Source organism: Vibrio sp. Vb1337, from assembly GCF_033338715.1.
Taxonomy (GTDB): Bacteria; Pseudomonadota; Gammaproteobacteria; order Enterobacterales; family Vibrionaceae; genus Vibrio; species Vibrio alginolyticus.
The window spans coordinates 15,878-35,548 of sequence record NZ_JAWOTD010000005.1; the positions used below are offsets into that span (position 1 = coordinate 15,878).

At 43.5% G+C, this 19,671-nt stretch carries 15 protein-coding genes and 1 pseudogene; 9 read left to right on the forward strand and 7 right to left on the reverse strand.

What is annotated here, in order from left to right; genetic code table 11:
* Window positions 1–39 precede the first annotated feature (39 nt).
* Window positions 40–1,326: a hypothetical protein gene (locus tag R7E42_RS07150; RefSeq protein ID WP_137282605.1), complete on the reverse strand. Its 1,287-nt coding sequence runs from the start codon at window positions 1,324–1,326 to the stop codon at window positions 40–42.
* Window positions 1,327–2,004: 678 nt separating this feature from the next.
* Between R7E42_RS07150 and R7E42_RS07155 the strand changes: the two genes are divergently transcribed.
* Window positions 2,005–3,600 (forward strand): DUF11 domain-containing protein, encoded by a 1,596-nt coding sequence (locus R7E42_RS07155; protein ID WP_151515535.1) that lies wholly within the window; start codon window positions 2,005–2,007, stop codon window positions 3,598–3,600.
* 64 nt (window positions 3,601–3,664) lie between these two features.
* Here the strand turns inward: R7E42_RS07155 and R7E42_RS07160 are convergent, their stop codons facing one another.
* From R7E42_RS07160 to rnk, 3 genes are all read right to left on the reverse strand, one after another.
* Window positions 3,665–5,449, reverse strand: coding sequence for an Ig-like domain-containing protein (locus R7E42_RS07160; protein WP_318072541.1), 1,785 nt, complete (start codon window positions 5,447–5,449; stop codon window positions 3,665–3,667).
* A gap of 477 nt (window positions 5,450–5,926) precedes the next feature.
* Window positions 5,927–6,880 carry a GGDEF domain-containing protein gene (locus R7E42_RS07165; RefSeq protein ID WP_213886247.1) on the reverse strand — a complete coding sequence of 318 codons (954 nt, stop codon included), beginning with the start codon at window positions 6,878–6,880 and terminating at the stop codon, window positions 5,927–5,929.
* 238 nt (window positions 6,881–7,118) lie between these two features.
* Window positions 7,119–7,526 (reverse strand): nucleoside diphosphate kinase regulator, encoded by a 408-nt coding sequence (gene rnk, locus R7E42_RS07170; RefSeq protein ID WP_005390213.1) that lies wholly within the window; start codon window positions 7,524–7,526, stop codon window positions 7,119–7,121.
* Between the two features lie 527 nt (window positions 7,527–8,053).
* Between rnk and nirB the strand changes: the two genes are divergently transcribed.
* From nirB to cobA, 4 genes are all read left to right on the forward strand, one after another.
* Window positions 8,054–10,618, forward strand: a complete 2,565-nt coding sequence (gene nirB, locus R7E42_RS07175) for a nitrite reductase large subunit NirB (protein WP_318072542.1) — start codon at window positions 8,054–8,056, stop codon at window positions 10,616–10,618.
* 13 nt (window positions 10,619–10,631) lie between these two features.
* Window positions 10,632–10,955, forward strand: a complete 324-nt coding sequence (nirD, locus tag R7E42_RS07180) for a nitrite reductase small subunit NirD (protein WP_005387969.1) — start codon at window positions 10,632–10,634, stop codon at window positions 10,953–10,955.
* Between the two features lie 195 nt (window positions 10,956–11,150).
* On the forward strand, window positions 11,151–12,002 hold the full coding sequence (locus R7E42_RS07185; RefSeq protein ID WP_025767739.1) for a formate/nitrite transporter family protein: 852 nt from the start codon (window positions 11,151–11,153) through the stop codon (window positions 12,000–12,002).
* 116 nt (window positions 12,003–12,118) lie between these two features.
* Window positions 12,119–12,877, forward strand: coding sequence for a uroporphyrinogen-III C-methyltransferase (cobA, locus tag R7E42_RS07190; protein ID WP_025767740.1), 759 nt, complete (start codon window positions 12,119–12,121; stop codon window positions 12,875–12,877).
* A 16-nt stretch (window positions 12,878–12,893) separates the two neighbouring features.
* Here the strand turns inward: cobA and R7E42_RS07195 are convergent, their stop codons facing one another.
* Window positions 12,894–13,334, reverse strand: coding sequence for a DUF4174 domain-containing protein (locus tag R7E42_RS07195; protein WP_005376058.1), 441 nt, complete (start codon window positions 13,332–13,334; stop codon window positions 12,894–12,896).
* 119 nt (window positions 13,335–13,453) lie between these two features.
* Between R7E42_RS07195 and R7E42_RS07200 the strand changes: the two genes are divergently transcribed.
* Window positions 13,454–13,942, forward strand: a complete 489-nt coding sequence (locus tag R7E42_RS07200) for an NYN domain-containing protein (RefSeq protein ID WP_005387978.1) — start codon at window positions 13,454–13,456, stop codon at window positions 13,940–13,942.
* Window positions 13,943–14,028: 86 nt separating this feature from the next.
* Here the strand turns inward: R7E42_RS07200 and R7E42_RS07205 are convergent.
* Window positions 14,029–15,359 (reverse strand): annotated as a pseudogene (locus R7E42_RS07205) (anaerobic C4-dicarboxylate transporter).
* Between the two features lie 419 nt (window positions 15,360–15,778).
* Here R7E42_RS07205 and R7E42_RS07210 point away from each other — a divergent pair.
* Together R7E42_RS07210 and R7E42_RS07215 are read left to right on the forward strand one after the other, a co-directional pair.
* Window positions 15,779–16,516 (forward strand): siderophore ferric iron reductase, encoded by a 738-nt coding sequence (locus R7E42_RS07210; RefSeq protein WP_171344601.1) that lies wholly within the window; start codon window positions 15,779–15,781, stop codon window positions 16,514–16,516.
* Window positions 16,517–16,605: 89 nt separating this feature from the next.
* Window positions 16,606–18,777 (forward strand): TonB-dependent receptor, encoded by a 2,172-nt coding sequence (locus tag R7E42_RS07215; protein WP_005376064.1) that lies wholly within the window; start codon window positions 16,606–16,608, stop codon window positions 18,775–18,777.
* A gap of 49 nt (window positions 18,778–18,826) precedes the next feature.
* On the opposite strand, the gene R7E42_RS07220 is transcribed toward R7E42_RS07215, so the two are convergent.
* Window positions 18,827–19,018: a DUF2986 domain-containing protein gene (locus R7E42_RS07220; protein ID WP_005376066.1), complete on the reverse strand. Its 192-nt coding sequence runs from the start codon at window positions 19,016–19,018 to the stop codon at window positions 18,827–18,829.
* A gap of 136 nt (window positions 19,019–19,154) precedes the next feature.
* On the opposite strand from R7E42_RS07220, the gene R7E42_RS07225 reads away from it, so the two are divergent.
* On the forward strand, window positions 19,155–19,664 hold the full coding sequence (locus R7E42_RS07225) for a GNAT family N-acetyltransferase (protein WP_054579612.1): 510 nt from the start codon (window positions 19,155–19,157) through the stop codon (window positions 19,662–19,664).
* The last annotated feature ends 7 nt before the right edge of the window (window positions 19,665–19,671 follow it).

Genomic DNA, 19,671 nt, shown 5'->3' on the forward strand with positions numbered 1-19,671 from the left:
TTAACGTCAGGCGTTGTTTTATTAAGTTGTAAGTAGACCTTATTCAGGGCAGTTAACAGGCTCTGGACAAGTTGGACATAGCGTACATTCTGCAGACGCTGTTATCGCTTCTACGACAACATTACCGAAGATAGTTTCACCACTCGCATCCACAGTATCTGTAAACGCTCTGACTTCTTCACCCGGTAATGGAAGGCCTTCACCATCTCCTGGGATTGGCTCGTAGTTACCAGTAAAGTCGTAACACTCAGCAGGCGCAAGCATACCAACCTGGATTGGATTCGAGTCTTTGTTGTCGATTACGACAATGCCGTCAATGGTGACATTGGAGGTATTACATACACTACCACTGTAATTGACTTGAAGACCGTATTCATTAATACCAGTATCTTCAAATCGATTCACGACGACGACACTACAGTCTTTCTCTAGAGACAATGAACCAGGGATGTTTTGGCTTGGGCATTCCCAATCTGCGTTGTCAGAAACCGCAACACCACCACCAGTTTCAAGTGCTGCGCTTACTTCTGCATAGTTAGTGATACCGTTTTGGTCAATAATAAACGAACCATTAAACTCTTGCGTTTGTCCAACGGCGAGCATCGCTAAATTGAACACATGGTCACCAGCAGCCATATCGTTGTCAACGGCTGTAGTGTCTGTTGCCACAACATCATACAATGCAAAGTCACCGGTGTTTTCTACAGTGAGTTTATAGTTGTATTTCAAAGTGTTACCATTGACAACATCACCAAATGTACAAGTTTTAGTGATTTTAATGTCTGGTACGCCTGGTGTGTAACAGAATGAAATATGACTTAAGCCATAGTATCTACCATTTTTCCCTACAGGTGAATGCAGCAAGGCATCATCTTGATACAATAATCCATCTGTGAAGTAGTTATATAGGTTTCCGTCAGGACCACCTTTAACAAAGATAGCTTGCATAATCACAGGGCTATCACCTTGATCCCAACTGAAGGTTTTTGCCCCAGGTTGTTGATCAATAACCACTTCAAGCATGCCATCACCGAAAGTGCCGTCTGTAACTGGCTCAAGCTTGTATTCTATCAAACCATCGATCCCTGGAAGTAATTGTTGACAGGTGTTATTCCCTTCAACAAATATTGGTTGCACGCCTCGGCTTGAAGGGTCGCCAGCGGATGCGTAAACAATTTGAGAGCTCAGCACTAAGCTAACCGCTATGACCCAAGTAAACAGCTTAAACATGCTGCTGATATTGATCGCTGTAAGTATATTCTGGCTACATAAAGTGGAACAACGGTAACTCTTATTGCCCCACCAAGAGTTAAATATGGTTTTCATAAAACCTCCTTGTGTAAGTGGGCTCGCTACGTCCTTGAGCCCACATACGTGATAGTTTTCTCACAGAGTTAAACTGCGTCGGTTGACTAGCATAGAGTGTTCCATATTTAACTTTTTGTATTTGTTGGTTATTTTTTATTTTTGTACAGAGGGGTGAACAGTTTGTTTATATTTTCATAAATGGTTGGGCTAAAACTTATTCGCTAAACTACTGAATATGTTTTAGTTAAATGAGTATTCAATTAGATGTGTAAAGGATGTAACACTATGCAAACAGGTGTTACACATCACCTTCACATTAGTTGGAGCAGGTGAGTAAGCGTATATTTCATATTCATAGTGGACAGTTTCAATACCGTCGTTTTTGTGCACCTGTCACAGGTGTAAACAATAAAGTGTCAATCTGTAACATTATCCTAGAACACGTATATATCTTTGTTATCGTAGGTTTTTTGTCTCTTTTGTTTTCTTTCTCTTTCTTTAAAATTGAACACTCTGTTCATTCTCTTCGCTGTTGAAAATATTTAGTTTAATAAAATCATAACCTTAAGTAGTGGCATGCTCTATGCGTTATACAAGCCGAAACGAAAGTTGTATCTCGCTTTCACTCTTTCTTAAAAGGCAATTAATGACATAGGGACCTTCGTCTAGCTTTAGAAGCGTTCTAAGGAGTAGGTTATGAATTCTTGTAAGTCAGGTATCTGGCATACGATGAAGAGCTTTCTTTATGCAATATTTACAAGTTTGCTAATAGGTAGCTCTGCATTTGCAACACCAACAGATGGCGTATTTGAGTTAGAAGCAAATGCTAATGCGATAGATGACTCTGGAGTGGGAGCTCCAGATGACTGGTCAACGCCGCCAAACAGTGGTGGAGCATTAGTATTTAGCTTTGAGAATGACACGGCAACACCGGATACAATCTTTACTGGTGGTAATAAAGACATCAAAGACATACCAGAACTCGGTTGGAAGACTGGGACGGTACTTGATAAAGGGGATATTCTTCATGCGTATGCAGCGGCATACAACATTAATAATGACCTTGTACTCACCTTTGGTGCAGACCGCTTTGGTAACAGCGGTGATGCCTTCTTAGGTTTTTGGTTTTATCAAGACTCAGTCAGTACAAACCCAGACGGTACATTCACTGGTCAACATATTGCTGGCGACCTTTTGATTCAGGTGAATTATTTGCAAGGGGCAAATGAGGGGCCAGAAATTTTGGTTCTTGAATGGGACACAACTTGTGCGAAAGCTGATAACAATAATCCACAAGATGGTCAGTGTGCTGCGACAAACTTACGTTTGAAAGTTAAGACAAATGCACTGTGTTCACCGGGCGCGCAAGATGTGTGTGCTTCAACCAATACAACTGACTCACCTGCACCATGGGCGTATACGCCAAAAAGTGGTGTCGAAAATGTCTTCCCTCCAGAAACCTTCTTTGAAGGTGGTGTAAACCTTACTGAACTTCTACAAACAGACACCTGTTTTAGCTCATTTGCAGCCGAAACAAGAGCATCAAGCAGTATTACCGCTCAGTTGAAAGACTTTGTGGTTGGTGACTTTGAGTTGTGTAGTGTTGATATCACTAAAACATGTAATCAAGCGGTCGTGAATGAAACAGAAGATGGTTACGTTTACTCATACAGCGGCGACGTGATTAATGATGGTGTTGGTACGCTATACGATGTTGTTGTAGAGGATTTAGAAGCAGGTACTACACATAGCTTAGGTGCCATTGCTTCAGGTGACAGTGCTTCATACAGCGGCAGTTTTGAAAGTACAAATAACGGTCTAACTAATACAGTAAGAGTCACAGCAGCTGCGACTCCGGGTGGTCAAGCGACCATTACTGATACAGCGAGTGATCCATGTGAGTCATTGAGCTTGTCTCCAATGATTAGTGTAACGAAATCATGTGAAAGCGGCTTCAAACTTACTGAAAACGGTATCATTGCAGAAGTGAGCTTCTCGGGAATGGTATGTAACACAACGCCTGGACTTACTTTAGTGAATGTTTCTGTTGTGGATGACTCAGGTACGCCTGAGGATACTTCTGATGACGTGAAAGTGGTAGATAATATCGAACTCGCTTCGGATCAATGTCAGTCTTATACTGGTAGTTATATCCCAACGGCATTTAGCAATGCAGAAACACAATCTTTCCGTGATACTGTGACAGCGGTTGGTTTCTTGAAAATCGATAATACTCAAGCGACGAATACAGCTTCTGCAGACTGTGACATTTGTCCTGCACCAAGCAACTAATTGACGTCTTGTGAATAAAAAGCCTGGAGTATTCTCCAGGCTTTTTCATATTGAATTGCGTGATTTAGTTCGGTTTCCCTTTACCGTTTCCACCACCATTCCCACCAGAACTCGATTGTAAGGTGATGCTAATCGTCGCGGTTGAAGAAGATTGACCGTCACTGATCGTATAAGTGAATGAATCATTATTCTTAAACTTCTTCGAAGGTATGTATTCAATGGAGCCATCGCTCAGTACACGGGCGCTGCCTTTGTTTGGCTTAGCGACCGTAATTGCAAGAGAAGTCGATTGTTCAAATGAGTCATTATTTAACTGTTGGATGCGAACGACGGATTTATCACTGATCGTTACGCTATCATTCACCGCTTCAAGTGGTGACGTTGACTCAGATAACACTGTGTAAGGTAGCTCGGTTTTGGCTGATTGTTCATTTTCAGCATCTATAACGTCAACGGCTATGCTGTAAGAGTTCGGTTGAGCATCGCTGTTTGACGTAACCATGACCGTCGTTTCTGCACTCATGCCGGAAGGAACCGTCAAGGCTCTTGCGTCATAATTCCATCCGTCAGGAACGCTTAAAGCTGTTGTATAGGTCGCGTCTGCACATTCTGTATTGTTCTGGTTCGTCACTTTAAGATTATACGCTAATGTTTCTCCGGCATTAGCATCAGAACCTGAAAGTGGGGTTAGAGAGAGTAGAGGCGATGTCGCAACGCATTGCCCTGATTCACCACCAAATATGACACTGACCTGTGCGTTTTGACCATTAGCACTTTCCAAAGTAATCGACACGCCTGTTTTTGGATCGGTGAACGTTCCACCGATTGGAAGAGCGGGGTCTTCCCAGTCATTACTCCCAAATAATTGTTTGAAAGTGGAGTCAGGCTTCATGTGTAGCAAGCGGCTACTTTTAAGATCACCGTCTGTCGCTAGGCGCACAACCACACCTTCTGTCACATCTTGGCGGTATACGATGTACGAACGGTCACGTAAAAAGCTGTCGTAGCCAAGAGCTTGTCGATATTCAACGTAAAACCATTGGCGCTGGCCTGTAATTGGATCGGTACCTCTTGGGATTTTTAAAACTTTTGATGAAGTACTTTCAAAGTCTTCATAGGCATCAATAGAGTAAACACCATCACTAGAAATGATTTGAGCAGGGGAGGTCTGCCACCCTAAGTTTTCCAATTGGAAGGCGCTAAAGTAACCCATATCGTAGTTACCCATTGTATCGTAGCTATCACCGTACTCTATGACACGGCAATCACCAGCCAACGTACCGTCTTTACAGTCGAGTGCGGAAGCGTGATGCAATCCAAAATTATGTCCTAATTCATGGGCGATAACTCGAGGCTCGAAAACCGCATTTATTGACGCTCTAGAGGGAGTTACTCCTTGACTACCAGAGCCTTCTGATGCACATCCAGTTTTGGTTGTTAAGTAGATAAAACGGTCATAGTTTGATAGTTGATATCCCGCAGTTTCAGCCATTTTGTTGGCTTCCGCAGCTACAGCATCATCATCGCAAATTTGGTTTGATATCGGCAAGGTGAATGTTCCAGCAACATCACCAGTTAGCCAAAGTTGCCCCTGGGACATTTGCGAATAGAAGTCGCTAACGGTACTAAAAACAACTTGATGGGCGTCTTCTTTAGAGATCGGGATCTCTTGAGGGTTTTCTTGGAAATTGACGAGTACAACTAATGTTTTTTGTTCACCACTAGCCACTTGCTCAACATAAGCCTCTGATGAAAAAGAATATGCTGACACGAGGGTTACAAAGCCAAGAGCTAGCAAGCGTAAATTTGACGCAACAAAGCCCAATTGAGGGAGGATGACCTTCTTCAATTTATATACCTACTTAATATTTTGATATTAAATGAAATTACAAATTCATAATGTTTTAAATAAAATAAATAACGAGCTCTACCCAAATAGAACCAGTAATTATCAAGTGTGCATTATGTTTTATAAAGTTTGTTTTATATTTGTGTGTGTTTATTACTTTTAAACACGAGGCGAGATATTATCAGAAGGGGTGGTTAAAATTCAACCATGCATTTAGGTTTTTATAAGTTAATGAATTATAATGTTTAACTAATTTTTACTGGTGGTTTTTATAAAAATAATAAGAGACAATATTGTATGCAACAAAAGTAGTTACAAAGACAGTAGTAATATTACACCGTGTAGTATGCAACACTCATAATTGTTTGTTATTTCTTTTGTTTTATATAAATTACTTATTAAAAATAAGACGTTATCAATTCCATAGAGAAAATTGTCAAATTAAAGAAATATTAATTTCAAAAAACAAGAGACTTATTATATCTGGATATAGGCAACGCCATTTTTGCCATTTTTCTTTATCTCATACATTGCATGATCGGCTTTTTGATAAACTTCATTAAACTGTTGTTTTCCTTTATCAAATAGACAAACACCGATGCTCATTCCAATCGTTACTTTATTTAAGTCCTGATTTATCACAGGAATGATGGAACTTAAGAGTCGATCACAAAGTTGAGATATTTCTTCTTGATTTGAATAAGAGCTTAAAACGACAAACTCATCTCCTCCTATGCGTCCGACTTGAGACTTGCTTGGCGCAAGCTCTGTTAAGCTATTGGCGATATTAATGAGGAGAGTATCACCAGTATGATGACCTAGCTGGTCGTTAACTGCTTTAAAATTATCTATATCAACAAACACTAAGGCAGACTGCTGAGACGGCTTGGTTTGAGGTTGATGATTAAAGTTTTCCTCAATTGCTTTTCTATTTAACAGTCCGGTCAATGGATCACTCGAAGCTAACTTAGCCAGTTGCTGCTCATATCGCTTTTCTTTTGTAATATCGATATGAGTGCCCATCATGCGCAGTGGTTCGCCATCAGAACCATACTCGACGATGCGCCCTCGATCGTAGACCCAACTATCACTGCCGTCTTTATGAATCATGCGATGAACTACCTCATAAAGGTTGGTTTTGCCAGCTAGGTGAGCTTCAAATGCACCCACCGCAAGATCATAATCTTCAGGGTGGAGATTGTTTTTCCACGTTTCAACCGTCGCGGTTAACTCATGGGGCTGATAACCTAGCATTTTTCCCCACTGCATATTGAATATCGTCAAAGTACCTGAAGGAATATGCTGCTCCCACAAACACAGTCCATTACTGTCGAGTGCAGCATTCAACTTTTCTTGTAGTCGCGCATTCTTCCGCTTCAGCTCTTCATTTTCTTTTTCTAAGCAGGCAATTCGAGTTAGATATTCTTCCATTTTGCGCATAATTTACGTCGTTTTCGGAGCGACAATATACGAAAAATACTTTGCAATTTCTATGATTGAGCTTGGAGATATAAGTATTGAATATGCGGTAAATAATAAAGAATCGGTGATGTTACTTAAGAGCTGCAAAGTAAATGCTTGGAAAACAAAGAAGGAAATAGGGGGTAAGCGAGGGGCTCTCCTGGTGCAAAGTCTTAAATGGAGGCCTTTGCACCGGGACTACTGAGGGTTAGCGGTTTAGTGCACCACAACGCTCAGGTTGGTATGTGATATCGACAATTTCAATTGTCTTCACTTGATTATTTGGCATTGGCCAGTCAAGTTTTTGGCCGACAGACAAACCGATCAGTGCGCTGCCTACGGGTGCAAAAATAGAGATATCATCACTGCTTTTCAGTTCAGAAGGGTAAACCAGTGTCTTTGTCATGGTTCTATCTTCACCTGAAAATTTAAACTCTACAGTCGAGTTCATCGTGACCACGTTATCTGGCATTTGTTCTGGCTCAAGAACTGTTGCTCGGTCGAGCTCTGCTTCTAATTCCACAAGCTCCGCTGCGATGTTTGGCATTTTATCCAACAAGGCCGTGATTCGGTTCATATCTAAGCTTGAGATGTAGATAGAATTGTTTTCTGACATTTTATGACTCCCAAATAAAAGGCCGCCTCACAAAAATGGGACGGCACTCTATATGTCAATTACGGTATCAATCATATGGACGCTATTCCATATGAACTAAACCTGATTTTAGTCTTTATAGTGCGACTTAGCTAGTAAAAAATTTTTGTTGTGAAGTTTGATTTTTCTAAATCTTTCAATCACTTCAGATATTGTTCTCTGATCACCTTGAAACGGTGAAGTCAAGTGAGTGCGTCGTTTAGAAGCAAAACAGGACTTATCGTAGGTGTGCTCGGTTTCGATGGTCAACCTAACTTCATAAAAGCAAAACGGTATAGTCCGTTGCTAGCATGGCTTCGGTTATCTCAGTTTGTTAAAACTACCAATATCCGTTAATAAATTACTTTTTATTTCGCAATAGTCAGATAAATACGTTCATCTACCCCTTTAGGGTAGTTTGAAATTGTAATTGATTTACATCATGTATTAATTTTCTTTCACAATTAACAATGAGCTCAGTGATAAGAACCTAACCCTTAGGAATTATAATGAGCAAGTTGAAGCTAGTAGTCATCGGTAACGGTATGGTAGGGCACCGTTATATTGAAGACTTAGTCGAGAAAGCTGATATGTCTAATATAGACATTACGGTTTTCTGTGAAGAACCTCGTGTCGCATACGACCGTGTGCACCTTTCCTCTTACTTTTCTCACCATACTGCAGATGAACTTTCTTTAGTAAAAGAAGGCTTCTACGAGAAACACGGTATTAACTTGCTGATCGGCGAACGCGCGATTAACATCAACCGTGAAAACCGCATTGTTTACTCAAGCACTGGCCGTGAAGTTCAATACGACAAGCTGATTCTTGCTACTGGCTCATTCCCATTTGTTCCACCTATCAAAGGTCACGAAAGCAAAGACTGTTTTGTTTACCGTACTATCGAAGATCTTAAAGCGATCGAAGCGTGTGCGAAGAAGAGCAAATCAGGCGTTGTTGTCGGTGGTGGTCTGCTAGGTCTTGAAGCAGCAGGCGCATTGAAAGCACTGGGTGTAGAAACGCATGTTGTTGAGTTCGCACCGAAGCTAATGGCTGAGCAACTTGACCTTGCTGGTGGTAACCAACTTCGACAAAAGATCGAGCGTATGGGCGTGAACGTTCACACTAGCAAAAACACGCTTGAGATTGCGCCAGAAGGCACAAACGCACGCAACGTTATGCGTTTTGCTGACGGCTCAGAGCTAGAAACAGACTTCATCGTATTCTCTGCAGGTATTCGTCCACAAGACAAACTAGCACGCCAAATGGAGCTAGAAGTGGCACCTCGTGGCGGTGTTGCTATCAACGATCATTGTCAGACTTCTGATGAGAACATCTACGCGATTGGTGAGTGTGCGTCTTGGAACGAAATGTTCTACGGCCTTGTTGCTCCTGGCTACAAGATGGCGACAGTTGCTGTTGACCACCTACTAGGTAACACAGAAAGCAAATTCGAAGGCGCTGACATGTCTGCGAAGCTGAAACTTCTAGGTGTAAAAGTAGGTTCAATCGGTGACGCGAACGGTCGTACTGAAGGCTGTAAGAGTTACGTTTACCAGAACGAAGAACAAGAAGTTTACAAACGTCTTATCGTTTCTAAAGACAACAAGAAACTGCTTGGCGCGGTTATGGTTGGTGACACCTCTGACTACGGCGACCTGCTTCAACTTATGTTGAACGAAATCGACCTACCAGAACACCCAGATGCGTTGATCCTTCCTGCTCACGCAGGCGCTGAGAAACCAGCATTAGGTGCAGACGCTCTACCAGAAAGCGCAGTGATCTGTTCTTGTTTCGACGTGACAAAAGGCAAGATCGCACAGGCGGTTGCTGATGGTAATCATACGCTTGCTGACATCAAAGCAGTGACTGGCGCAGGTACAGGCTGTGGTGGTTGTATTCCTCTAGTGACGTCTGTTCTAAATGCTGAGCTTGCTAAATCTGGTATCGAAGTGAAGAACGACGTGTGTGAGCACTTTGCATACTCACGCCAAGAGCTGTTCCACCTAATCCGTATTGAAGAGATCAAAACGTTTGATGAGCTTCTAGAGAAATACGGTAAAGGTTACGGCTGTGAAGTTTGTAAACCACTGGCTGGTTCTATCTTGGCTTCTTGCTGGGGTGAGCACATTCTTAAGCCACAACTGGTTAAGCTGCACGACACGAACGATAACTTCCTAGGTAACATCCAAAAAGACGGTACTTACTCTGTTATCCCACGTATGGCGGGTGGTGAAGTAACACCTCAAGCACTGGGTGCGTTAGCGAACGTTGCAGCAGAATACAACCTATACACCAAAGTAACCGGTGCTCAACGTATTGGTCTGTTTGGTGCTCAAAAAGACGATCTTCCAGAGATCTGGCGCAAGCTTATCGACGCTGGTTTCGAAACAGGTCAAGCGTACGCAAAAGCCCTTCGTATGGCGAAGACCTGTGTTGGCTCAACGTGGTGTCGTTACGGCGTTCAAGATTCTGTTGGTCTGGGTTCTTACATCGAGAACCGTTACAAAGGCATTCGTACACCTCATAAGATGAAGTTCGGTGTTTCTGGCTGTACTCGTGAGTGTGCGGAAGCACAAGGTAAAGACCTTGGTATTATCGCGACTGACGCAGGTTGGAACATGTACGTATGTGGTAACGGTGGTATGAAACCTCGTCACGCAGACCTACTTGCAAGTGACCTAGATAAAGAAACACTAATCAAGTACATCGACCGCTTCATGATGTTCTACATCCGTACTGCTGCGCCACTACAACGCACATCAGTTTGGATGGAAAACATGGAAGGTGGCGTTGACTACCTACGCGAAGTGATTGTTAACGACAAGCTTGGTATCAACGCTCAACTAGAGGCAGACGTAGCGAAGCTTGTAGACGAGTATGAGTGTGAGTGGACTGCGACCATCAACGACGAATCACAACTGACTCGTTTCGCGCACTTCATCAACTCTGACAAGCGCGATGACAACGTTGTGTTTGTACAAGAGCGTGAACAGCACCGCCCAGCAACCTTCACGGAAAAGCACCCTGAAGCGAAAGGCGACATCCTACACGTAGCGATCACTGAAGCATAAGGGAAGGTTGATTATGTCATTTGAAAAGATTTGCCAAATCAGCGACATCGTACCGGGCACAGGTGTTTGTGCACTGGTTGATGGTCAGCAAGTTGCGGTATTCCGCCCAACACAAGCAGAAGAAGTGCTGGCGATCAGCAACACAGACCCGTTCTTCCAATCAAACGTGCTTTCTCGCGGTTTGATCTGTGAGCACCAAGGCGAGCTTTGGGTGGCTAGCCCACTTAAGAAGCAACGCTTTAACCTGACAACAGGTGCGTGCATGGAAGACGAGCGTTTTAGCGTGAAAGCGTACAAAACCCGCGTAACCAACGGCGAAGTAGAAATCTCTGCGTAAGCTTGGTTTTCATTCCCTCCTCTTAGGGGGAGGGAATGAACTGAAACCTAGATTTAATAGACAAAGGCTTTCCAAGCATCAACTCAGGGGAACAGGGAAGCGAGGTGTTGTAGACAGCGTTCAGGTGTCAACGGGAAGCCTTTCTCTATTCAATCTTTAACTTTTTAACTTTCAATTTTGGATAAGGACACATTCATGTCTACTGATTTTAAGCCTGCAGAATTCGTGCAAACCATGATCAATGTTGGTGAAGCGAAAACCAATACAAGCACGCGAGATCTTCTGCTTCGCGGTACGATGGCTGGCGTTATTCTTTCGCTTGCGGTGGTGGTTGCTATTACCGCGATTGTACAAACGGGTATCGGCCTTGTAGGAGCACTTGTTTTCCCCGTTGGTTTCGTAATTCTAAGTGTGATGGGGTATGACCTAGTGACCGGTGTTTTTGGTCTAGCGCCTCTGGCTAAGTTTGCGAACCGTCCGGGCATCACTTGGGGTCGTATCTTCCGTTGTTGGGGTCTTGTAGGCTTGGGTAACCTTATCGGTTCTCTGATCGTTGCTTACCTAGTGGCTATCTCTCTAACAGGTAACTTCTCTCTAGAACTGAACGCAGTAGCGAAGAAATTTGTCGCTGTTTCTACGGCGCGTAGCCTTGGTTTTGAAAACATGGGTATGGACGGATGGATCACATGTTTCGTACGCGGCATCTTCTGTAACCTAATGGTGTGTCTAGGCGTTATAGGCAACATGACGGCACGTTCGGTGTCTGGTCGCGTAGCAATGATGTGGTTCCCAATCTTCATCTTCTTTGCGCTAGTATTTGAACACACCGTAGTAAACATGTTCCTATTCCCACTAGGTATGATTCTAGGTGCGGATTTTGGTATCGCGACTTGGTTGAACTTCAACCTTATTCCAACCATTCTAGGTAATATTGTTGGTGGTCTCGTAATGACTTGTATTCCACTGTACCTAACTCACGCGAAAACAGCGCCTTCTATCAACGTAGTTGAAGAAGAAGTAAAAGCAGAGCCTGCAATCGCAAAATAAACCGCTTTTATCTGGCCCTACCTATGGTAGGTAGGGCTGTTCAACGGGGTGATTTTAACCTTGAGTTAATGACTTGAGTGTTACTTTTTATGTCCAAATTTTCGATAGGCGTTGATATGACAACTGTTAACTCATCTTTAAACAGCGGCTTTGTTTCTCTTGTTGGTGCAGGTCCTGGTGATCCTGATTTGCTCACAGTAAAAGGCTTAAAAGCCATTCAAGCGGCTGAAGTTGTTGTGTACGACCGATTGGTATCAAAAGAGATTCTTGAGTTGGCTCATGCATCAGCAGAGATGATTTATGTTGGGAAAAAACTCGATTTTCACTGTGTGCCTCAAGATCAAATCAACCAAATCTTGGTGCAAAAAGCGCAAGAAGGTAAGCGCGTTGTGCGCCTAAAAGGTGGGGACTCATTTATCTTTGGCCGTGGTGGTGAAGAGCTAGAAGAGCTAGCCGAATTTGGCATCAAATACGAAGTGGTTCCGGGTATCACAGCAGCAGCGGGTGCAACGGCTTATGCTGGTATTCCATTAACACACCGCGACCATGCACAAAGCGTTCAATTTATCACTGGTCATGTACAAAAAGATGGTCGTGAAATTGAGTGGCATTCACTAGCTCAGTCTAATAACACGCTTGTATTCTACATGGGTTTGAAGCAAAGCGGCCATATTATGGATAAGCTGATCACTCATGGGTTAGATCCTGAGATGTCATGCGCCATTATTGAAAACGGTACGCGCCCAGAGCAGCGCGTGTTCCAAGGAAAGTTGAACGAGCTATCGATCATGGCAGAGCAAGCCGTGAGCCCAGCATTGATTGTGGTTGGTAGCGTGACTCAACTTCACAACAAGTTGGATTGGTTCGCAAAGTAACATTGCCCAGAAGTGACTATATTTTACAGGGGCTTTGCTGCCTCTGCATTTCTTGCTTACGCATAGGCATTTGATCAATGAGGTTGTTGATAAACGGCCAGTCTGTTTCTGCGCCCCAGCGGTGCTTTTCTAGACCATCTTTACCAAGCAAAATAGCGGTGTGAGATCCTTTTTCGACCTCATAAAGACGAGCTAGCATTTTTAGGTCGAACTCTTCTTTAAGCCAAGCAGGAAAAGTATAACCTTGTTCTGTAATGACCAGCGTGACGACATCTCTGTCTTCCAACTCACACTCATTCATAAGTGTTTCTAGCAAGAATTGTTTGACGTATTCATCATTTTCTGGCGCAAAGTAGAGCACACTTCTATGTGGCCAGTATTTGGAGTGCGCTGGATAACCAAATGCTGTCGATGACAAGATACAAGAAAGCAGTATCACTAGTAACTTTCCGCCCATGACAGTTCCCCTAGAAACCCAAATAACTTTTTATACGTTAAGTTTAGTGGAATTGGCTCATTGTGCTTTTTCCAAAACTGGCATAGGGTAGGCAGCAAATAAATTGAGCGTAGAAATAGATGAGTTCGGAAAGCAAACAAAAAATCGCCATTTTGGTTGATGTACAGAATGTGTATTACACCTGTCGCGAAGCGTATCGAAGCAATTTTGATTACAACCAGTTTTGGTATGTTGCCACACAAGGGAAAGAGGTGGTAAGTGCTCGTGCTTATGCAATTGCGAGCAATGATCCCAAGCAACGTCAGTTCCACCATATTCTTCGTGGTGTTGGATTTGAGGTGATGCTTAAACCCTACATCCAGCGTCGTGATGGCAGCTCGAAAGGCGATTGGGATGTGGGTATTACTCTCGATGCAATTGAAATTGCTCCCGAAGTTGAGGAAGTGATTCTAGTTTCGGGAGATGGAGACTTTAGTCTGCTAGTAGAGAGAATTCAGCAGCGCTTCAATAAAACGGTGACCGTTTATGGTGTACCTAAGCTAACATCCCAAACTCTGATTGATTGTGCCGACAATTTTGTCGCGATTGATGACGATTTCTTGCTGTAGTGAATAGTGCAATAAAGAAAGGCGAGTCACTCAGGCTGTACGAAACGTACAATGACTCGCCTCTAATTTATCGTTGATTTGGCTAGTTACGAAGGAATGATCATTTGCCCTAGCAAGTAACCCAAGCAACACGCACCAATCACGCCGATTAAGCCCACAGACATGAATGAGTGGTTGAAGTACCACTTACCAATCTTAGTTGTGCCCGAGGTATCGAAGTTCACAGTCGCGATATCTGAAGGGTAGTTGGGAATAAAGAAGTAGCCGTATACCGCTGGCATCAAGCCGATAAGCAGCGCAGGTTCCAAACCTAAGCCGAGACCAACAGGCAGCATCATGCGAGCCGTTGCAGCTTGAGAGTTCACCACAACCGACACAATGAATAATGCAAGCGCGAATGTCCAAGGATAGTTGGTTACCATCTCTACGATGCCAGATTTAAATTGAGGCATAGCGTACTGGAAGTAGGTATCTGACATCCATGCAATACCGAAGATAGCAATCGCCGCCACCATACCAGATTTAAATACCACCCCATTTGGTACGTCGCGCGGGTCAGTTTTGGTCGCAAGCAAAATGATACCGCCGAAGCAAAGCATCATCATTTGAATCACAACTGCCATGCTGATTGGCTTCGAGCCATCTACGATGGTACGAATGTCTGGCCACATCGCGATAACGACGATAACCAAGATCGATGCAATGAACAGCAATACAGAGTTACGAGCACTTGTTGGTAGTACTTCATCAAGAGACGTCGCAGTTGTGTTGAGGATCTTTTCGCGCCACACAGGATCTTTCAAACGCTCTTGGTATTCTCATCGTCGTCTAGCTCTTTACCACGCTTTAGGCTGTAAAGTGACATCAACAACGTACCGAATAAGGTTGCAGGTACAGTAACGAGCAGAATTGAGAGCAGAGTGATCTCGTGTTGAATATCAGAGAGTTGCGCCAAGTAGTAAACTACGGCCGCTGAAATTGGCGAGGCTGTGATTGCGATTTGAGAGGCGACAGAAGCGGCAGCCATAGGACGCTCTGGACGAATGCCGTTTTTCAATGCAACGTCGCCAATGATTGGCATAATGGAGTAAACCGCGTGGCCAGTACCAAGCAGGAAGGTCATAAAGTAAGTCACGAAAGGAGCAATAAGGGTGACGCGTTTTGGGTTCTTACGAAGCACACGCTCGGCAACTTGCAGCATGTATTTCAAACCGCCAGCGGCTTCAAGAATGGAAGCACATGTTACCACCGCTAAAATGATCAACATGACGGTGACAGGAGGAGAGGTTGGCGGCATCTTAAAGATGAATACTTCAATCACCAAGCCAATTCCGGATACGACACCAAGGCCTATACCACCATAACGTGAGCCGATATACAGCATCACGAGCAAAAATAGAAACTCAAGATACAACATGTGGATTTCCTTATTCAAAACAGAGGGCTACATAGCCAAATTACCTCTTTGTATTGTCTCGATATTCAGAAAGAAAATACTTCATGTTGTTCACAATCCGCTGGATAAGAAACAGCAATATTCAATTATTGGCAATAACTCACGCTACACAGGGAAACTGTTAACACAGTTTTATCAGGGTGTTTTTATGCTGTGTATTTTTGCGGTCATGTCAGCGCTAAATGCGAAGAGGTTTAAGAGTTTGTTGCTATTCATCGCATACTTAACCAGACCTTACAGCTTCACAGAACTCGGAAATACATTCATAACTAACCCTAAAAGTGCTTCTTTGTTATGAAAACGCAAAGGATAATAGTTTGCATTGCGATTGGTGCTTGGGTATAAAGGTGTCAGAATGACTACACCAACAATAAGCCATCATGTCTGAGCAATTTTTCCCGCAACTGTTTCAAACTTCGAGTGAGATTACACCTTACCTACACGGTGATATCGGCGAGATAGGGCAAGAAGCTATCCATATCGAGAATGATATCAACCCGATCATCCAAGGCCTTTACCAGCAAATCTCGGAGGCTCATCCGGAAGCGGGAAAAGCATATTGGTTGACAAGAACGTGGGATTTACTTTGTTGGCAGCCAGTTTATGTCGCATTCATCTCTATTTACGGTTACCACACGTTGCCAAACATTCGCGAGATAGCGCAGCACCTCAAACCTTGTTTTGTTTCTGGGTACCGATTCGCCGACGAAGCGCATATACATGGCGAGCCAGAAGCGTTGATAAAACAGGCGGGGCGTCAAATCCGAGAACTGTTCGACTTCTATCAACAAGAGATGAGTCAATGGACACGCATTCGTCCTGGCTTCACCCATCAATTGATGTCGGACGGAATCATGGCTTGTTTAATTCGTCTCCAACAGCGCTTTCCGCAAATGACTAACTCGACACTTCAGGAGCATGCGGTCTTGTGGCTAAGCGCAATGGGTTTGGATGTTGATAATAGCCGCTCACTTCATGAGACGGAATCAGATCAGTCGCTAAAGTTAGTAAGAAAAAGTTGTTGTTTAGTCTATAAGTGTGAAGGCAGAAAGCTTTGTGCAGATTGTCCTCGTTTAGAGGAAAATCGACAGCTTATGAGCAAGAAGGTGCTTAATTAACATTTATTTAACTTGTGTAACAATGCTCGATTTGAGAGTGAGAATAAGTATCATTGCATGCTCTTGTTGACAACAAAAAGATAAATACAATGATGAAAAGGACGTTTTCTTTCAATCTCATCGTACTTGCGATGAGCAGTGGATACGCAGTTAGCTCAATAGCAGCAGAAGATCTTCAACAAACATCGACTCCGAGCGATGAGCAATTGGTTGTTGTAGGCAGTGTGATGCCGAAATCGATCTCCGATATTCCAGGAACGGTTTGGTTTGTTGGCCAAGAAGAGATTGCTCAGCAATATCGTGCGGGCAAGACACTGGGTGATATTCTTTCTGCAACCATCCCTTCTTTAGACGTCGGTACCGGTGGTCGAACTAACTATGGTCAGAACCTTCGCGGTAGAGCAATGTTGGTAATGATTGATGGTGTCTCGTTACAGTCTTCTCGCCCGATTAGTCGTCAGTTAGACGCAATAGACCCATTCAACATCGAGCGAATTGAAGTACTATCTGGTGCAACCTCCATTTATGGGGCAGGCGCTACTGGTGGTGTTATTAACATTATCACCAAGAAAGCGTACTCGGATGACTTGTCGTTTGAATCCTACGTGAGTGGCACTACAGGTTTTAATAGCAGCGATGACTTTGATTACAAACTCGCTCAGTCTATCTCGGGTGGTAATGAGCGAATTACCGCTAGAGGTTCGGTTGTGTACACCGAGACACAAGGTGCATTTGACGCAAATGGCGACATTGTCACCCCAGACATTTCACAGGGCTCTTTGCAGTATAATTCAACGCTCGATGTTATGGGATCGACCGAGATTCAAATCTCCGATGCCAGCAAGTTAAACCTTGTCGCACAATACTATGACAGCCAGCAAGATTCGCCATACGGTTTGTACATTGTTAACAATAAATTTGTTGATGTACGAGAGGGGTTCGATTCCGACCGTGAACATGGTACAGAGCGAGTTCTCTTAAGTGCGAACTACGCTCACGACAGCGTATTCGGTCATCAACTGATAGGCGAGTTATCTTACCGTAGTGAAGACCAAACCTTTACTCCTTATTACCAAAGTGCCTCTCAACAAAAAACAGAAGTTTTTGCTGGGCGCTTAGCGTTAGCTAAAAGCTGGGAGTCATTCAAACTTGTTTATGGTGTCGATGCGTACTTAGACCGTTTTGAAAGTAACCAGGCTCTGTTCGATCCAACCATTGCGAACAGCTCTGGGAACTTAATTAATCGAACCTATGCCGAAGTGGGGCGTTACCCAGATGTTGATGTGGCGTCTTACGCAATGTTTGTCCAAGGGGATTACCAAATCAATCAAGATTGGTCAGTACAAGCAGGCTACCGCTACCAATACATGGACAATAAGATTGATGATTTTGTTGCCTATAGTATACAAAAGAAGATCGCATCGGGTAATGGTGTATCAGCGGATGCGGTACCAGGTGGCAGCACTGACTACTCTGTGAGCTTATTTAATTTGGGCACCATTTATCAGCTTAACGATGAATCTCAGCTTTGGGCGAACTTCTCTCAAGGTTTCGAACTCGCTGATCCTGCAAAGTACTACGGCCAAGGTAGCTACGATGCCGCGGATGCAAATGGTCACTACGCGTTGAACAATAGCATTAACGTATCTGACTCAAAAATGTCGGGCATCAAAACGGACAGCTATGAAATCGGTTACCGATTAGATACCGATACTGTCGCACTGCAAGCGGCGGGTTACTACTCGGTGTCGGATAACTCAATCAAGTATGACAAGAAGACGCTCCTAATCACCAATGTTGATGACGAGCAACGTGTATACGGTGCCGAAGCAAACATTAACTACTGGGTAAACCGTGATATTTTGTTAGGTGCATCAGGTCACTATGTGGTTTCTGAGCTGAAAACCAACGGTAAGTGGGAAGATCTAAGCGCGGGTAAAGCAAGTACATCAAAAGCGAACGCGTGGGCGGCTTACTATCAGGATGGCTATTCAGTACGTTTACAAAGCCAGACGATGTTTGATTACGAAGATGACGCAAACAATAAACTAGATGGATACACTACGTTTGATCTTCTTGGTAACGTAACACTACCTATCGGGCAGTTAGGTTTTGGTATTCAAAACCTATTTGACGAAGACTACACAACCGCTTGGGGACAACGTGCGCAGATTCTTTATGCAGCACACTACGATGCAGCAGCGTACGACTACAAAGGAAGAGGTCGCACATTCACACTGAACTACAGTGTCGAATACTAAAGCTAACTCTCTCCGAATATCAAAAAAGCCGCTGAAAGCGGCTTTTCTTTTAGGCTTGATCTGTCTGCGCTGTGTCTACAACGTTTTCCGTGTGTTCTGAAGCTTGGTTTTGTTCTTCAGCTTCCATTTTCGCGCGTTCAGCTTTGGAGATATAACGCGGCTTATTGCTCTTATGTAGCTTAGCGTTATGCTTCTTCTGCTTCGCTTTCAAGATCTGATTGATTTTCTTCTTGCGGTTCATGGTGGTGGTCCTTTAATTTAGCGAGGCAGGATAGTTACTTTTTTATCAAGTTACAACTAAATAAGCGCCGGTATCGGTCGCAAAATTCAAGTACGTTCCTATGTCCAATCATCTATCGCGTTTTAATGGAGCCCAAATGAAAACACTGTACACCGAACGTTTGATACTGCGTCTTGTGAGTGTAGATGATGCACCATTTATACTAGAACTTTATAACCACCCAGACTTCTACCGTTTTGTCGGAGACAAACAAATTCGTACCGAATATGAAGCGGCGCGTTACATAAAAGAAAACATGCTACGCATGCAACAAATTAAAGGCGTGAGTTTACTCGTTGTAGAGAAGAAAGAAGATGGGCAACCCATCGGGATTTGTGGGTTGGTTAAACGTGACACATTACAATACTATGATCTCGGATATGGATTTTTACCTTCCGCTTATGGCTTCGGCTACGGAACGGAGTCTGCAACCGCAGTGCTGGAATACGCTAGAGAGGAAATGAAACTCGATAATTTGGTTGCCATCACCAATAATGACAATATTCGTAGTATAAGTTTGCTCAAAAAACTGGGCTTTGAGTTTGAACGAGTTGAGCAGCAATATGATAATGGCCGCACGTTAGAACTTTACACAATGATGTTGTGATTTTTGG

Coding starts and splice junctions, on each gene's coding strand:
- R7E42_RS07150 (WP_137282605.1), bottom strand. CDS start 1,326: ATGAAAACCATATTTAACTCTTGGTGGGGCAATAAGAGTTACCGTTGT.
- R7E42_RS07220 (WP_005376066.1), bottom strand. CDS start 19,018: ATGAACCGCAAGAAGAAAATCAATCAGATCTTGAAAGCGAAGCAGAAG.
- R7E42_RS07165 (WP_213886247.1), bottom strand. CDS start 6,880: ATGGAAGAATATCTAACTCGAATTGCCTGCTTAGAAAAAGAAAATGAA.
- R7E42_RS07225 (WP_054579612.1), top strand. CDS start 19,155: ATGAAAACACTGTACACCGAACGTTTGATACTGCGTCTTGTGAGTGTA.
- nirD (WP_005387969.1), top strand. CDS start 10,632: ATGTCATTTGAAAAGATTTGCCAAATCAGCGACATCGTACCGGGCACA.
- R7E42_RS07185 (WP_025767739.1), top strand. CDS start 11,151: ATGTCTACTGATTTTAAGCCTGCAGAATTCGTGCAAACCATGATCAAT.
- cobA (WP_025767740.1), top strand. CDS start 12,119: ATGACAACTGTTAACTCATCTTTAAACAGCGGCTTTGTTTCTCTTGTT.
- R7E42_RS07215 (WP_005376064.1), top strand. CDS start 16,606: ATGATGAAAAGGACGTTTTCTTTCAATCTCATCGTACTTGCGATGAGC.
- R7E42_RS07210 (WP_171344601.1), top strand. CDS start 15,779: ATGTCTGAGCAATTTTTCCCGCAACTGTTTCAAACTTCGAGTGAGATT.
- rnk (WP_005390213.1), bottom strand. CDS start 7,526: ATGTCAGAAAACAATTCTATCTACATCTCAAGCTTAGATATGAACCGA.
- R7E42_RS07195 (WP_005376058.1), bottom strand. CDS start 13,334: ATGGGCGGAAAGTTACTAGTGATACTGCTTTCTTGTATCTTGTCATCG.
- R7E42_RS07155 (WP_151515535.1), top strand. CDS start 2,005: ATGAATTCTTGTAAGTCAGGTATCTGGCATACGATGAAGAGCTTTCTT.
- nirB (WP_318072542.1), top strand. CDS start 8,054: ATGAGCAAGTTGAAGCTAGTAGTCATCGGTAACGGTATGGTAGGGCAC.
- R7E42_RS07200 (WP_005387978.1), top strand. CDS start 13,454: ATGAGTTCGGAAAGCAAACAAAAAATCGCCATTTTGGTTGATGTACAG.